13 protein-coding genes are annotated in these 16,054 nt (G+C 52.7%); 6 read left to right on the forward strand and 7 right to left on the reverse strand.

Annotation, left to right across the window (positions count from 1 at the left end; translation table 11 throughout):
* Nucleotides 1–8: 8 nt before the first annotated feature.
* Entirely contained in the window at nt 9–950 is a 942-nt protein-coding gene (locus HF894_RS03925; RefSeq protein WP_204971182.1) for a retroviral-like aspartic protease family protein, read from the forward strand.
* Nucleotides 951–977: 27 nt separating this feature from the next.
* Here the strand turns inward: HF894_RS03925 and HF894_RS03930 are convergent, their stop codons facing one another.
* Both HF894_RS03930 and HF894_RS03935 read right to left on the reverse strand, forming a co-directional pair.
* A complete protein-coding gene (locus HF894_RS03930; RefSeq protein ID WP_075317003.1) occupies nt 978–1,667 on the reverse strand; it encodes a porin family protein in 690 nt (229 codons plus the stop codon).
* Between the two features lie 49 nt (nt 1,668–1,716).
* Entirely contained in the window at nt 1,717–3,489 is a 1,773-nt protein-coding gene (locus HF894_RS03935) for a LysM peptidoglycan-binding domain-containing protein (RefSeq protein WP_075318881.1), read from the reverse strand.
* Between the two features lie 193 nt (nt 3,490–3,682).
* Here HF894_RS03935 and uvrA point away from each other — a divergent pair, with 193 nt between their 5' ends.
* The 3 genes from uvrA (at nt 3,683) to HF894_RS03950 (ending at nt 8,922) form a co-directional block, all read left to right on the forward strand.
* Nucleotides 3,683–6,511 carry an excinuclease ABC subunit UvrA gene (uvrA, locus tag HF894_RS03940; RefSeq protein ID WP_204971183.1) on the forward strand — a complete coding sequence of 943 codons (2,829 nt, stop codon included), beginning with the start codon at nt 3,683–3,685 and terminating at the stop codon, nt 6,509–6,511.
* A 201-nt stretch (nt 6,512–6,712) separates the two neighbouring features.
* Entirely contained in the window at nt 6,713–7,195 is a 483-nt protein-coding gene (gene ybaK / locus HF894_RS03945) for a Cys-tRNA(Pro) deacylase (RefSeq protein WP_204971184.1), read from the forward strand.
* Between the two features lie 173 nt (nt 7,196–7,368).
* Nucleotides 7,369–8,922 carry a peptide MFS transporter gene (locus tag HF894_RS03950; protein WP_204971185.1) on the forward strand — a complete coding sequence of 518 codons (1,554 nt, stop codon included), beginning with the start codon at nt 7,369–7,371 and terminating at the stop codon, nt 8,920–8,922.
* Between the two features lie 52 nt (nt 8,923–8,974).
* Here the strand turns inward: HF894_RS03950 and HF894_RS03955 are convergent, their stop codons facing one another.
* Both HF894_RS03955 and HF894_RS03960 read right to left on the reverse strand, forming a co-directional pair.
* A complete protein-coding gene (locus HF894_RS03955) occupies nt 8,975–9,472 on the reverse strand; it encodes a GNAT family N-acetyltransferase (protein ID WP_204971186.1) in 498 nt (165 codons plus the stop codon).
* Nucleotides 9,473–9,522: 50 nt separating this feature from the next.
* On the reverse strand, nt 9,523–10,863 hold the full coding sequence (locus HF894_RS03960; RefSeq protein ID WP_246593124.1) for a carboxylesterase family protein: 1,341 nt from the start codon (nt 10,861–10,863) through the stop codon (nt 9,523–9,525).
* 305 nt (nt 10,864–11,168) lie between these two features.
* Here HF894_RS03960 and HF894_RS03965 point away from each other — a divergent pair, with 305 nt between their 5' ends.
* Nucleotides 11,169–11,495 (forward strand): PadR family transcriptional regulator, encoded by a 327-nt coding sequence (locus tag HF894_RS03965; protein WP_075316999.1) that lies wholly within the window; start codon nt 11,169–11,171, stop codon nt 11,493–11,495.
* 44 nt (nt 11,496–11,539) lie between these two features.
* Nucleotides 11,540–12,652 (forward strand): PspC domain-containing protein, encoded by a 1,113-nt coding sequence (locus HF894_RS03970; RefSeq protein ID WP_075316998.1) that lies wholly within the window; start codon nt 11,540–11,542, stop codon nt 12,650–12,652.
* A gap of 67 nt (nt 12,653–12,719) precedes the next feature.
* Here HF894_RS03970 and HF894_RS03975 read toward each other — a convergent pair whose 3' ends face one another.
* From HF894_RS03975 to HF894_RS03985, 3 genes are all read right to left on the reverse strand, one after another.
* Complete coding sequence (locus tag HF894_RS03975) at nt 12,720–14,834, reverse strand: S9 family peptidase (protein ID WP_204971188.1); 2,115 nt, start codon at nt 14,832–14,834, stop codon at nt 12,720–12,722.
* A 78-nt stretch (nt 14,835–14,912) separates the two neighbouring features.
* Nucleotides 14,913–15,200, reverse strand: a complete 288-nt coding sequence (locus HF894_RS03980; RefSeq protein WP_204971189.1) for a LytTR family DNA-binding domain-containing protein — start codon at nt 15,198–15,200, stop codon at nt 14,913–14,915.
* Entirely contained in the window at nt 15,200–16,051 is an 852-nt protein-coding gene (locus HF894_RS03985) for a DUF6261 family protein (protein ID WP_204971190.1), read from the reverse strand. The genes HF894_RS03980 and HF894_RS03985 overlap by 1 nt, the downstream gene beginning before the upstream one ends.
* Nucleotides 16,052–16,054: the final 3 nt, after the last annotated feature.

Raw genomic sequence — 16,054 nt, forward strand, 5'->3', positions numbered from 1 at the left:
AGAATAATATGAAGAAAACAACATTGTTAAGTTTATGCTTTGCCTGCCTGTTGGGTTTGCCGCTCCGGGCAGAAGTAATTCCGGTCGACACGATACCTTTCGAACTGGGTGCCGACAAACGTTTGTATGTGACAGTTTATATCAACGGACAGGATGACCGTCCCCTGCGCTTTCTGCTGGACACGGGAGCGACGGATGTGGTGCTCAATTCCAATTCGCCGCGCACCGAAGGGCTGGCTGCCTTTACGGAAAGTGTGGAGAACAATAGTGCCAATTCGGTGGAGACTATTCCTTCCACAGAGTCCTCTCAGGTGGTGAGGATGGGCAGCCGGGCCATTTCCGGCTTGAAGCTGATAGCTATTCCTTATCCGCCCGATGCCTGGGACGGCGTGCTGGGGCTGTCTTACCTGAGGAACTTTGATGTCTGTATTGATTATCGGCGGAAAGCCATCTTCCTGTATGAGTTGGGCGACGGGCAGAAGGCGGTATCGGACAAGGCTGTCAGGCTGAAGATGGATTATTGTCTGGGAGTGCCGGTCGTACCGGTCGACGTAAAGGTCAATGGGGTAGATTATCAGGTGTCGGTAGCGGTGGATACGGGTTCCGACCGTGTGTTCGACCTCAATACGCCCTTTGTCCGTCGCAACGGCCTGCTGGACACGCAGAAACCATTTGCCATCTCGCGCATAGCCGGTACGGTGAAGGACGGTGGTGAACTTCAGAACGTATATTTCGACTCGGTATCGTTGGAGTGGTTGGTGTTGCCCCGCATCCCCGGAGCTTTTTCTACCGTTACGACTGGAGTACAGGCGAGCGAAGCAATGGACGGTGTGCTGGGAAACAACTTCCTACAGCGTTTCAACCAGCTCTATGACTTCAAGAACAATGATCTCTATCTGGAAGTGAACGACCGGCTCTACACTCCCTTCTATGATTTTTTGGTTCGTTGAATAAAGGGATCGTTCTTCTTTTTCGGATTATTTGGTAATGTCGAACAGATAAGCCATTTTGATTCCTATCACCCCGTGGGCAGCACGGGCGAAATAATCTTTCTTGGTGCTGTGGTAGAAATCGGAGAGGCCATAGTAATAGCGTCCTTCTACCTGGAAATGGCCGACTTTGGTGCGCAGTTCTACACCGAGGCCGGCCGTTATACCATAATCGAACTTGTTTTCCACATCCATGTCATGCTGTTCGGTGGTAAGGTTGGGATAGTTTTCCCACGGACCGCTTTGTGTGTAGCTTTCGTTCAGGAAGAAACCGATTTGCGGTCCGGCGTTGAGGAAGAATTGCAGACCGCGGCCTTCCTTGCCGAATGCCAGATGGGCCAGGAACGGCAGTTCGACGTAATTCATCTTGCGCGTGTATTGCAGGTCGGGATAGTCTTCGTAGAACTCGTCCCATCCGTGTTGTGAATAGTTGACTTCCAGTTGGACACCACAAATCATTCTGAAGAAACGTTCGGAGACATAGCGCAACGTGATGCCTCCTACGGGAGCCATCAGGTTCTTCTGTTGCACGCTGGGCGAAAAGCTGACACTGTTGAGGTTGACACCGCCGTTGATGCCGACGGTGAAGTTGTAGCGCTGTTCTCCCACCTGAGCTTGCACGGGAACAGTCAGGGCGGAGAGGAACAGGATGGCGGGAAGTATGGTTTTCAGTTTCATTATTCAACGTTCAATTCTCAATTTTCATCTCTCAATTCTCAACTCTCAATCAGTCAAAGTCCAGTTTGAGCAACTCGTAGTTTTTGGTAAAACGCACGAAGAATACTTTCCGGTTGATGAAGCCTCCCCAGTTGTTGACGCGCTGGAATTTGAAGCCTGTTTGAATAGGATTGACTTGCAGGCGATCCAGATTGTCTTCAAGCTTGGAACCGTATTGCGACAAACCTTTCAGGAAGAAATATCCCGTGTCGAATCCTAAGATGCCATACTTCGGGTAGCGCTCTTCCAGGTCTTTGCCATACCAGTGACGGTAGTTGCGGGTGAAGTTGGAGGCTGCTGGCAACAGGTTGTTGGTATAAAAAGAAGAATAGAAATAGGTGTCGAGTTCGAAGAACGATTCCAGATGATCCTTTGTATAGGTCTGCCATTCAGGATAGCCGAACAGATGGCACTGCATTTCGGGATGTTGGCGTACGGCCAGAGTCAGGTGTGGCAGGAGTTTGATGAGCGTAAGGTTGCTGCCCGACGTAGGGATGAAGATATTCTCATAACCGGCTCGCATGGCAGCACTGAGCGATGCTTCTTCGGAATTGTCTGCCAGGGAAACCATCGGAATGGAACGGCTGCGCAATTCTTCTTTCAGGCCTTTGATGAAGTCTGCCTTTTCCTTGGCTCCTTCTTTGGCTTCGATGAAGATGACATTGGGGCGGCTGAAAGTACGCAGGAAGTGGTCGTAGACCTCAGAATAAAGATAGGACTGCGGCGTATTGATCTGGTAGACGCAGGGATTGCGGAAAACCGAATTGTCTTTCGACGTGAAAGGGATGACCAGTCGGATGTCTTTCTTTTGGGCAAATTCGGCCAGTGGCTGGATATGCTGCTGGTAAAGCGGGCCGAAAATGATATTTACGTCCTGCATCTCGCGGCGGGAAAGGATGCTTTGCAACGAAGCGTTTTCAGGACCGGAGTTGTAGGTATAAAGGTCGAACGATACACCCTGGCGCTTCAGGCTGTCGACGGCCATCAGCAGTCCCTCGTAGTATTCGAGCATACGGGTAGACTCGCTTTTCTGAATGCCTTCGGGCAGTAAAGGCAGGATGATGGCAGCCTTTACGGTAGCGTATTTCTTGGCTTTCTTGTCGTTTTCTTCGAACAGCTCGCGGTCGGTGAGCGGTTTCTGTTCCGTTGTCTTGTCTGGACGGGCTTCGCGTGCATAAGGAATGCAGAGGAAGGAGCCGCGCTTGATTTTGTTTTCGCCTTTCAGTTCAGGATTGGCGGCAATGAGTTCTTCTTCCGTGATGCCATATTCACGGCTGATGCTGTAGATGGTTTCGCGGCGCTTTACTTTATGCATGTCGCGGCAGTTTGGTTTGAGCATTTCGGGCTCTTTCGGTTGTTCTTTGGGAACTTCGACTGTCGTTTCAGGTGTCTTGGCGGGGATGCGGATAACTTGTCCTGTGCGGAAATTATTGGCATCCAGGCCGGGATTGGCATCACAAATGGCTTGTACCGATACGCCGTACAGGTTGCTGAGGCGGTAGAGTGTTTCGCCTGCAGCGATGGTGTGGAAAGTTTCCTGCGTCTGGCTTTCTTTCTTGCGGGGAATGCGCAGGGTGCGTCCTACGTATATCTTTTCGTCACTACCCGGATTCAGTCGGACAATGTCGGACTGGCTGATGCCATACATGCTGGCGATGGAGTAGAGGCTTTGACCTTTTTCGATGGTATGCAAAAAGTATGTCTGGTTTTCTTGTGCACGGATGCCGAAGCTACAGGCTGTAGCCAGCAACAGGGTGCAAAGGGTGCGTTTGGCTGTTTTCATTCCAATCATTCGTTCGGTTTTAATAAAAATAATACCCAAAGTTGCCGCAAAGTTAACAAATCTGTCGCATTTCAGCCAAAGGATTGAGTTAAGAAATAATATTGTGTTGCTCCAAAGCCGAAAAAAGCGCAGTACCAGCTGATATTCGCCAAGAAACGTTTATTTTTGCAAGTTGAATAAAATGCAGTCGGATATGCAAGAAGAAAACGAATATATCAATGTCTACGGAGCCAGGGTACACAACCTGAAGAACATCGACGCACAGATTCCGCGAAACAGCCTGACAGTCATCACGGGGCTGAGCGGTAGCGGTAAGTCTTCGCTGGCTTTCGACACCATCTTTGCCGAGGGACAACGGCGTTACATCGAGACGTTCTCGGCCTATGCCCGCAACTTCCTGGGTAATCTGGAGCGTCCCGACGTGGACAAGATAACGGGCCTGAGCCCCGTCATCTCCATTGAACAGAAGACGACGAACAAGAACCCGCGTTCTACCGTGGGCACCACAACCGAAATATACGACTTCCTGCGTCTGCTCTATGCCAGGGCAGGCGAGGCCTATTCGTACCTCAGCGGCGAGAAGATGGTGAAATATACGGAGGAACAGATTCTGGATCTCATTCTGAAGGAGTACAAAGGCAAGCGCATCTATCTGCTTGCTCCGCTGGTGCGCAACCGTAAGGGACACTACAAGGAACTGTTCGAGCAAGTGAGGAAGAAAGGTTACCTCTACGTCCGCGTGGACGGCGAACTGAAGGAAGCACTTCCAGGCATGAAGCTGGATCGCTACAAGAACCACGATGTGGAAGTCGTAATCGACAAGCTGGTGGTGGCCGACAAGGACGATACGCGGCTGAAAGGCAGTGTGGCTACGGCCATGCGTCAGGGCGACGGGCTGATGATGATACTGGACGCACAGACGGAAAGCGTGCGCCATTACAGCAAGCGATTGATGTGCCCCGTGACGGGCCTGTCCTACAAGGAGCCTGCTCCCCATAACTTCTCGTTCAACTCACCCCAAGGAGCCTGTCCTCGATGCAAGGGGTTGGGCGTAGTGAACCAGATAGACATCGACAAGGTGATCCCCGATCGTGAACTGTCCGTGTACAACGGAGCCGTCGTGCCGTTGGGAAAATATAAGAACAGCATGATATTCTGGCAGATCGAAGCGTTGTTGGAGAAGTATGATGCCAATCTGAAGACGCCGGTCAAGGATCTGCCCGACGAGGCTATCGACGAGATACTCAACGGTTCGGACGAACGGCTGAAGATCAAGAGCCAGCTGGTGGGTACGTCGTCGGACTACTTCACAACCTACGAAGGCGTGGTGAAGTACATCCAGCTGTTGCAGGAGCGTGACCCTTCGCCTACGGCACAGAAGTGGGCGGAGCAGTTTGCCCGCACGGCTACCTGTCCTGAGTGCCATGGAGCCAAGTTGAATCGTGAGGCTCTTTCTTTCCGCATCCACGACAAGAACATTCAGGAGCTGGCCACGATGGACATCAGTGAACTCTACGAATGGCTGATGCACGTGGAAGAACACCTCAGCAACAAACAACGGCAGATAGCCGTGGAGATACTCAAGGAGATACGCACCCGTCTGAAGTTCCTGCTCGACGTGGGGTTGGACTACCTTTCGCTCGACCGCAGTTCGATGAGCCTGTCCGGTGGTGAGAGCCAGCGCATCCGACTGGCCACGCAGATCGGTTCGCAACTGGTGAACGTGCTCTACATCTTGGACGAGCCGAGTATCGGCCTGCACCAGCGCGACAACCTGCGCCTGATCAATTCGCTTAAGGAGTTGCGCGACATCGGAAACTCTGTCATCGTGGTGGAGCACGACAAGGACATGATGCTGGCCGCCGATTACGTGATAGACATGGGCCCCAAGGCAGGACGCCTGGGTGGCGAGGTGGTGTTCGAAGGTACGCCCCGCCAGATGCTCCAGACGCATACGCTGACCTCGCAATACCTGAATGGTGAACGTGCCATCGAGGTGCCTAAGGAACGCCGCAAAGGTAACGGACACAGCCTGTGGCTGCGCGGAGCTCGTGGCAACAACTTGAAGAATGTGGACGTGGAGTTCCCCTTGGGCAAGCTCATCTGCGTGACGGGAGTGTCGGGCAGCGGAAAGTCCACCCTCATCAACGAAACCCTGCAACCTATCCTTTCGCAGAAGTTCTACCGTTCTCTGCAAGACCCCTTGCCCTACGACAGCATCGAAGGGTTGGAATACATCGACAAGGTGGTGAACGTCGACCAGTCGCCCCTGGGGCGTACGCCGCGCTCCAATCCTGCCACTTATACAGGCGTGTTCAGCGACATCCGCAACCTGTTCGTCGGCCTGCCTGAGGCGAAGATACGCGGCTACAAGCCCGGACGCTTCTCGTTCAACGTGAGTGGCGGCCGTTGCGAAGCCTGTCAGGGTAACGGTTACAAGACAATCGAGATGAATTTCCTGCCCGACGTCTATGTGCCCTGCGAGGTGTGCCACGGCAAGCGCTACAACCGCGAGACGCTGGAGGTGCGCTTCAAGGGCAAGTCCATTGCCGACGTGCTCGACATGACCATCAACCGTGCCGTGGAGTTCTTCGAGAACGTGCCGCAGATACTGAACAAAATCAAGGTCATTCAGGACGTGGGCCTTGGCTACATCAAGCTCGGACAGTCCAGTACTACACTCTCGGGCGGCGAGAGCCAGCGCGTCAAGCTGGCCACGGAGCTGTCCAAGCGCGACACGGGCAAGACACTCTACATCCTCGACGAGCCCACCACGGGTCTGCACTTCGAGGACATCCGCGTGCTGATGAATGTGTTGGAGCGGCTGGTGGACAAGGGCAATACGGTGATTGTCATCGAACACAACCTGGACGTCATCAAGATGGCCGACTACATCATCGACATGGGTCCCGAAGGCGGCAAGGGCGGGGGAGAAGTCCTGTCGCGCGGCACGCCCGAGGAGGTGGCGATGAGTGGCAAGGGATATACGCCGAAGTTCCTGAAAGAGGAATTAGGGATATAACAGGAAAGTGTTGTTTGTCAGAGAAATACGAGTTTATTTTAGTTTAAGGAAAATAAACTGTCAGTTTATACGGATTAAACTGCCAGTTTAAAGGCAGTAAACTGATAGTTTAAAGCTATTAAACTGGTAGTACAAAGGCGTTGAACTGAGAGTACAAACGGATTGAAGCAATGCATTGCTTCGAAAATATAGGAAAGAACAATGAAGAAGATCAATAAGACCAATGCAGCCCGTCTGCTGGACAAGGCCAAGATAGCCTACGAACTGATCCCCTACGAGGTGGACGAAAGCGACCTGAGCGCGGTACATGTTGCCGCCAGCCTGGGCGAGAATATAGATTGTGTGTTCAAGACCCTCATCCTGCACGGTGACAAGACGGGCCACTTCGTCTGCGTCATCCCCGGCGAACACGAAGTGGACCTGAAGCTGGCCGCCAAGGTGTCGGGCAACAAGAAGTGCGACCTCATCCCCGTAAAGGAACTGTTGCCCCTGACGGGCTACATCCGTGGCGGCTGTTCGCCCATCGGGATGAAGAAGCCTTTCCCCACGTACATCCACGAGACGTGTCTCCAGTTTCCCTACATCTATATCAGTGCGGGGCAGCGTGGTCTTCAGCTGAAGCTCGATCCGCACGACCTGGTGCGCGAGGTGAATGCCGAGGTGTGTGCCCTGTTCGTCGAGTAAGAGGAAAGTTTTCGGGATAGTTTCTGACAAAACTTTCGGATTTATCGGCAAAAAGTATATATTTGCACTTGTTTTGAAGGCAAAGGATTGTCCGACTCCTCCTTTGCCAGAGGAAAAACACGGATTTGTGAAACTTACATTCAATTATTAATACTAACTAAAAAACTGCTTTTATGTTCAACAAACATCCAAAGGGGCTGATACCTGCCGCACTCTCGAACATGGGCGAGCGTTTTGGCTACTATATTATGAATGCCGTGCTCGTATTGTTCCTCTGCTCGAAATTTGGTATCAGCGAAGAGAAAAGTACTTTGATTTATTCCTTTTTTTATGCCGGAATTTATCTATTGAGTCTGGTTGGCGGATATATCGCCGACAAGAAGCAAAACTATAAGGGAACCATCATGGCGGGCCTCGTGATTATGGCCGTGGGCTATGTGGTGTTGGCTGTGCCCATTACCGCCAATGCCGGCAATACCGCCTGGCTGCTTTCTCTCACCTGCTTCGCCCTGTTCTTCATCGCTTTCGGAAACGGCTTGTTCAAGGGGAACCTGCAGGCCATTGTGGGGCAGATGTACGACGACCTGGAGGCAGAAGCTGCCCGGAAGGGTGAAAAAGAACTGGCATTGGCCAAAAGCAAAAGAGACTCCGGCTTCCAGATATTCTATGTGTTTATCAACATCGGCGGACTGATTGCCCCGTTTGTGGCTCCGCTTCTGCGAAGCTGGTGGCTGAATGCGCACAACATGGTGTACAACGCCGGTCTGCCTGCCCTGTGTCATGAATACATCAGCAAGGCCGGACAGATGTCGGCCGAGGCATTGGGCAACCTGAACCAGCTCATGGGACAGTGTGTGGGCGAGACTGCGGATATGGCAGGTGCGTGCGCACAGTATCTGCAGGTGTTCAACGAAGGCATCCACTATTCGTTCCTGGCATCGGTGGCGGCTATGTTCATCTCTTTGGCTATCTTCGTCGTTACGAAAAAGAAATTCCCCAACCCCGGTAAGAAGGAGGCTGCCGCCGCCGTTCAGTATTCGGAGGAAGAAAAGCTGTCCATGGCCCGGGAAATCAAGCAGCGTCTGTATGCCCTGTTCGCCGTGCTTGGCGTGGTGATTTTCTTCTGGTTCTCGTTCCATCAGAACGGGACGTCGCTCTCCTTGTTCGCGCGCGACTTTGTGGATACCACGACCATTGCTCCGGAGGTGTGGCAGGCGGTCAATCCGTTCTTTGTGATTACACTGACGCCTATCATCATGATGATTTTCGGGTCGCTGGCTCGTAGGGGGAAGGAAATCTCCACGCCGCGCAAGATTGCCATCGGTATGCTGATTGCCGGTTTGGCCTATCTCTTCCTGGCTGTCTACTCGTTCACGCAGGGATATCCGTCGGCCACGGACTATCGGGAACTGCCTATCGACCAGCAGGTGAAGGCCGGAGCCTGGGTACTGATTGTGCTTTATTTCTTGTTGACGGTGGCCGAACTCTTTATCTCGCCGTTAGGCCTCTCGTTCGTATCGAAGGTGGCTCCCAAGCATCTCTTGGGATTGTGTCAGGGATTGTGGCTGGGCGCCACGGCTGTGGGCAACCTGCTGTTATGGATAGGACCGCTGATGTATAACGCAATGCCTATCGGTTACTGCTGGGCTATTTTCTTGATTGTCTGTCTGATTTCGATGGGCGTCATGCTTGCCATGGTGAAGTGGCTGGAGCGCGTAGCCAAGTAAAATAGGATGAATAGTAAAGCAAGAAGGTGTGCTTTTTGACACACCTTCTTCTTTATATCTCCATTCCCATGATATAGTCGTTCATGTAGTAACCGTTTCCGATGGGAAAGTCACCTTCACGTACCTTCGTCATGCCCATGTGTTGGTAGAAGCCGAGGGCAGGATTGTGGCGGTTCACGTTGAGCTCCATACGGCAGGGAGCGGGATGTACTTCCTTGATGTACTTGATGGCCTCGCGGAAAAGGAAGCTGCCGCAGTGTGCTTTCTGGAAGTAGGGAAGCACATAAATCTTCTGGAGGTGGAAGAGGTCTTCGCCTTCGGGCTGGACGGATACATAGCCCGCTGCTTCGCACTCTTCGTAGGCCAGCAGGTAGACGTGACCTTCTTCTTCCATCTGCTTGCGGATGTTTTCGGGGGAATACATCCAGTCCATCATGTAGTCAATCTGTGCTGGGGTCAGGATGTCTTTGTAGGTTTCAGGGAAAACTTGCCAGGCCAGCTTGTTGATGAGCTGGCAGTCGGCAGTATCTGCTTTTCGAATGATAAACATTGCGTGTTTGTATTTTAATGGTTCGACAAAATGTGTTCTCGGTTGTCAGATTATAGTTGTTCCAGCGTTTCCAGATCCACTTCGATAGCGGCAGGATAGAGGCGCTGCGGGTCGAAGAAGGTGGCGCAACTGTTCACCAGATGCTTCACGTCGGGTTGTACGCGTCCTTTGAAGACGGTATGCCCGTTGACCGTCAAGGTGATTGGTTTGTCTAGGTCTACTAGTTCGGAGCAGAGATAGATCGTTACTTTTCCTCGCTGGGCAGGTTGGTACGTTTTAGTGAATTTCAGTTCAATGCCCCATTGCGGATCGATTTCTGTAGTACGGTAGGTCACTTCGTCAATGGCCAATGAAATCTGGTTGCTTTCAATGTCCAGTGTGTAGCGGGTGCGTGTATTGCTGTCGGCATTCGAACGTTGCTCCACGCGTAGGTTGTAGAATCCCTGACGGTAGCGTCCGTCCATTTCGAAGTTCTCCCAACAGAAGTGTTTGGGGTAGGGATTGCGGACATGTTGTTTCAGCCAGGGAGTAGTGGGTGAGTAGTCGATGTGATGTCCGCGACCAGGGATCAGTTCTATCCAGTGCTTATAGCGGTCGGGATAGAGCCGTTGTAAGCTGTCCAGCGCTTCGGCGGTGTAACGGGTGAGACGGTCGCGGTAGAAGCCTTTGTCTTCAGCACCTGTGCGGAGGGAGAAAGCTGTGTTGCTCAGATTTTCGGCTGGAGCGTTCTTCAAGGGTTCGCCGCCTGCCATAGGACCTGCCGCCGCCCAATAGTCGGCATAGAACGAGGCCAGCCGCTGGCTGCCGTAACCGCCTTCAGAGATGCCGAATACGTAGATACGATCGGGATTGATCTTTTCAGACAGCAGCGCCTGTCGAAGGAGTTTTTCCCAGGCGTATTGTTTGGCGTGTTGATACCAGCGGTAGTAGGCGCCTTCGTTGGGTATCTGTGGGATGAAGTAGATGGAAGGTGCATCGTCAAAGCGGCTGCATATCTTCAGTCCGGTAGCCCATTCCTGTGCTTTGGGGCCGGAGCCGTGAAGGTAGAGGAACAGAGGTAGTCGTTGTTCAGTGCTTGTTGATTCAGCCGTTTTCTTCCATCCCCAGTAGAAATTCAACGTGGCATGTGGTTCCAATTCCTGGGGCAGCTTCCAACTGCTTGCCGATTGATCTGAGAGTGGGGAGAGAGCAGGTAGTTTTTCTTCTTTGAAAGCTTCATTGGATTTCTTCCATAGTTGCCATACAGCCTGCTTCATGTCGTCTGTTTCTTTCCATTTCATACGGATGGCTGTACTGAAAGTGATTGTATCATCTTTCAGTCGTTGGTCGAAAAAGGAGGTTATTTCTTTCCGATACTTTTCTTTCAAAGTCTGGTCTTCCTTTTGTGCCATAGCTGGGGAAAGTGTGCAGCAGGCTATTCCCAGGCATAGAATGTGTGTATAAATCTTTCTTAATGGTAGGGTCATTGTTTCTATAGATTAAATTTTCCTGCAAGGTATCAACATTTTCCGGGATGTGCAAACTGATACGATAAAAAGATGTTTTCTTTCTACTCTTCAATCCGTATGTATACAGATATTTTTTGCGTTAATATATACTAATATATAGTATTATGTAATGCAAGGTACTTATATTATACATATATTTGTGTCATACAAAATAAGTAAGTAAACTAAATGATTAAGAAGATTAGAGTATGAATGTAGACAATGTAAAGTCGCAGATGCGTAAAGGAATGCTGGAATATTGCATTATGCTGTTGCTGCACAAGGAGCCGGCCTACGCTTCCGACATCATTCAGAAACTGAAAGAAGCCCGGCTGATTGTAGTGGAAGGGACACTCTATCCATTGCTGACGCGTCTGAAGAACGATGATCTGTTAGGATATGAGTGGATAGAATCGACACAGGGACCACCCCGAAAATATTATCGGCTGACAGCGAAGGGAGAGAACTTCTTACAGGAGTTGGAGACTGCCTGGCAAGAATTGAACGAAACGGTGGAACATATTCGCCGGAACTAAAAATGAAAATGAATATCGGAAACTTTTAAAACAAACATATCACAATGAAAAAGACTTTGACTGTAAATCTGGGCGGAACGGTGTTCAACATCGATGAAGATGCCTACCGTCTGTTGGATAATTATCTGATGAATCTGAAGTCGCATTTCCGCAAGGAAGCTGGTGCGGACGAGATTGTAGACGATATCGAACGCCGTATTTCTGAATTGCTGGCCGAGAAACTGGCTGGAAATCGCCAAGTGATTACCTTGGGCGATGTAGAAGAAGTAATAGCACGCATGGGTAAGCCTGAAGAGATGGATGACGCTGACGGAGAGGAGAAACATACAGCGAGCAGTGGTGGAGGATATGGAGCCGGTTCATGGACACGGAACGAGGAGACAGTAAAGGTACGTCGCAGGCTGTTTCGAAATCCTGATGACAAGATGTTGGGAGGCGTGTGCAGTGGTCTGGCGGCTTATCTGGGCTGGGACACGACGCTGGTGCGTCTGCTGCTGTTCGTCATTCTGATTTTCGGTTACGGCACGTTGATACCTATTTATATTGTTTGTTGGCTGATTATCCCTGAGGCGCGCACAGCTGCCGAGAAGCTGAGTATGCACGGCGAGGCGGTAACGGTGGAGAACATTGGCAAGACGGTGACCGGAGGCTTTGAGCGGATGGCTGACGGCGTGAACAGCTACATGCGTTCCGACAAGCCTCGTACGATGCTGCAACGAATGGGTGATGCGCTGGTGACGCTGGCCGGGTGGATTCTGAAAGTGGGACTGATCGTCCTGATTATTATCTGTAGCCCGGTGCTGTTTGCTTTAGGCATTGCGTTTGTCGCTTTGCTGTTTGCGGCTATCATGGTGGCTGTAGGCGGTGGAGCAGCTCTGTTCTCACTTTTCCCTACAATGGACTTTGTGTTACCGGCTTCACCATTCGAGGCCATTGCAATGTACATTGCCGGTATTCTGCTGGTAGCCATTCCGTTGTTCAGCCTGCTGCATGCCCTGTTCCGCAACCTGTTGAAATGGCAGCCTATGGCCGGTGGGTTGAAGTGGACGCTGCTGATACTCTGGATAGTCAGTGCGATAGTGTTTGCTTTGTGTTTCACGTTGGGAGGCTTGTCCTTCCCTGACTTCTATATGGGGCAGGAATATATGTCGGTGTGACGACAGCTGTTTATATCATATAAAAAAGAGGCATCTTCCGGTGCCTCTTTTTGTACGTTTCCGTTTCTTATTTCTTCAGCCACTTGTCCAGCCACTCGAAGAATATGCGCTGCCACAGCACGCCATTTTGGGGTTTCAATACCCAATGGTTTTCGTCGGGATAAATCAGTAGTTCGGCCGGCACGCCACGCATCTTGGCGGCATCGAAGGCTGCCATGGCCTGGTTGGCCAGAATGCGGTAGTCTTTCTCGCCGTGGATGCAGAGGATGGGGGCATCCCACTTGTCCACGAACTTGTGAGGCGAGTTGGCGAAGGTGCGTTGGGCTGTGGCGTTGTCCTTCTCCCAGTAGGCACCGCCCATGTCCCAGTTGGCAAACCATTTCTCTTCCGTCTCCAGGTATTGCATCTCCATGTTGAAGATGCCGTCGTGAGCGATGAAGGCCTTGAAACGCTTGTCGTGGTGTCCGGCCAGCCAATAGACGGAGAAGCCTCCGAAGCTGGCACCTACGCAGCCCAGGCGGTCCTTGTCGACAAACGGTTCCTTGGCCATTTCGTCGATGGCGGTGAAGTAGTCCTTCATGCACTGGCCTCCGTAGTCGCCGCTGATGGCCTCGTTCCATTCCACTCCGAAGCCCGGCAGGCCGCGGCGGTTGGGAGCCACGATGATGTAGTCGTTGGCCGCCATGATCTGGAAGTTCCAGCGGTAGCTCCAGAACTGGCTGACGGGGCTTTGCGGACCACCTTCGCAGAAGAGCAGGGTAGGATACTTTTTGTTGGGATCGAACTGGGGCGGATAGATGACCCATGTCAGCATCTGCTTGCCGTCCGTGGTCTTCATCCAGCGGCCTTCTACGCGGCCCATGTCGAGCTGGTCGTAGATGTGCTTGTTCTCGGTTGTGAGCTGCTTGGCCTGTGCGAAGGCATCGCCTTTGCGCGTCTTGTCTACGGCATAGATTTCGTCGGCCATGCTCATGGAGTGGCGGGTAGTCATCAGCTTGTCACCACAGAGGGCGATGGAACCGTAGTCGTGCATGCCTTCGGTGAGCTGTACCACCTGTTCGGGCTGATTGAGGGCAATGTAATAGATTTGTTCTTCGCCGTGCCATACGCCCAGGAAGTAGATGCCTTTTGAATCGTCGTTCCACACGAAGGAGTCAACGTTCGAGGGATAGGCCTGGCTGAGGAACTTCTTTTCGCCCGTCTGGCGGTTCATGATGAAAAGGCGGTTCCAGTCGGCTTCGTAACCGTCGCGCTCCATGCTCTGCCAGGCAATGTAGCGGCCGTCGGGCGAGTATTGCGGATTGGTGTCGTAGCCCTTGTTTTCCTCGGTGATGTTGCGGGTTTGTTTGCTGGCTACGTCATAAATATAGATGTCCGAGTTGGTGGAGATGGCATATTCCAGTCCTGTCTTCTTGCGGCAGGTGTAGGCCACTTCTTTGCCGTCGGGACTCCAGGCCAGTTGCTCGATACCGCCGAAAGGCTTCATGGGGCTTTCGTAGGGTTCGCCTTCGAGGATGTCCTGCACGTTGCTGATGGCCGATCCGTCGAAGTCGGCTACAAACGGATGGGGGGCAGTTGTTACCCACTCGTCCCAATGCTTGTACATCAGGTCGGTGACGATGATGCCTGTCGTTTTGTCCAGGTCGGGATATTTGTCCTGTGTGCTGGGCACGGTTTTCACTTGGGCGATGAAGAGCAGACGCTTCTCGTCGTGGCTGAAGGCAAATCCTTCGATGTCGCCTTCGTAGTCGGTGAGCTGGCGGCGTTCCGTTCCGTCAGGGTTCATTTCCCACACCTGGCTGCTGCCGCTTTCACTGCTCAGGTAAGCCAACTTGGTGCCTCCCTTGATCCAGGTGGGCTGGCCTTCGTGCCACGTCGTACGGGTCAGCTGCGTATTGGCGCTGCCGTCGGCGTTCATGACAAACAGTTCGCTGTTACTCTTGTTCTGGGGCACACTGTAGTAGCTCACGGTGTAAGCCACCTGTTTGGCGTCGGGCGAAGGGGTTACACTTCCGATGCGTCCCATGGCCCAGAGGGCTTCGGGCGTCATGCGGCGGTTCTCGATGCGGATATCCGAACGTCCGATGAGGTCTGCATCGCCTTCTTTGGTGGCTTCGGACGAGCTGCCGCACGAAGCCAGTGTCATCACTGCTGACATAAGTAAAAGGTTGGTTGGTTTCATATAAATGTTTTTTCGTTATGATTGTCTGTCTGCAAAGGTATGCATTCGTCCTGAAAAAACATTGTTTTCCTCCGATTATTAGAACCATTCCCTGAAAGCAGGGACACGTGCCTTGCTGATGAGGACCTTTTCGTCGGTAGGGGGAGTGAGCTGGAGCACCATACGTCCACCAAACCACAGGCTGACGCCGGTGACCGCCTTGTGGGCTACGATATACTGGCGGTTGGCGCGGAAGGAATGGCGGGGATTTCGGCCGTCCGGCGCGAGGGGGGACCGCATCTCATGTACGGGATGGCGGATGTACATAAAAAAAGGGGCATTGCGCCCCCCTTTTCCATTCTCAATTTTCCATTTTCCATTCTCCATTACAGCGGGCTTCCGCCTTCGCCCTCGTCGCCGCCCGGCTCTTCGGGTTCGGGTTGCGGTGTGTCGGTGCCGCCTTCATCCGGCGTGTCGGTGTCGGTGGTGTCGTCTGTCGTCTTGCCCACGCCGCGGCGCGAGAGTACCAGCGTGTACTGCGAGATGAGCGCGTTCACCGTCGTGGCGATGGCGGTCACTTCGGCCAGCGTCTCTTCGTCCGGCGCGAGGACGGTCGACTGGATGTAGAGGGCGTTCACGATGTCGGCCACGTCGGCATAGGCCGCTTCCATCGCCGCGCGGGCCACTTTCATGTCGGGCGCCGAGACGTTGCGCGCGTAGCGTTCGTCGGCGCGGGCGGTATAGAGGGCGTCGAAGTCGTTGTTCGCCGCCTTCAGGTCGGCCACGAGCTGCGCGGCGCCCACTTGCTCTACCGACGGGGCGTAGTGGTCGGACTCCAACTTGTCGACGATGTCGCGCACGGCAGTGGTGTTTTCGGTGTAGGGCAGGGTCGTCGGGTTCTGCGAGCCGACGGCTTCGAGGCAGCGTGCGGCTGCGGCGGACGTGTCGGCGTCGGGGTCGAGCTCGGCGGACTGGAGGTGGAGCTTCAGGCGGCGGAAGAGGTTGTCGCGCGCGTTGTCTTTCTGCACCAGCGTATCGGTGTCGACGTACTTCGTCGTGCGCGTGTAGCTGGCGTTTTCGTCGGCCAGGGCGGCTGTCATGCGCTGGTGGTAGGCGAGGAAGTTGTGTTTCGTGGCGAATTCCTTCGAAATGGCTTCGACGAGTTTGTTGAACAGGTAGTCGTGTTCCGCGTTGCGGGATTTTCCTACGTAGGGAACTTGTGATGAAATGATTTGCATAAT

The organism is Caecibacteroides pullorum (genome assembly GCF_019239235.1).
Lineage (GTDB): Bacteria > Bacteroidota > Bacteroidia > Bacteroidales > Bacteroidaceae > Bacteroides > Bacteroides pullorum.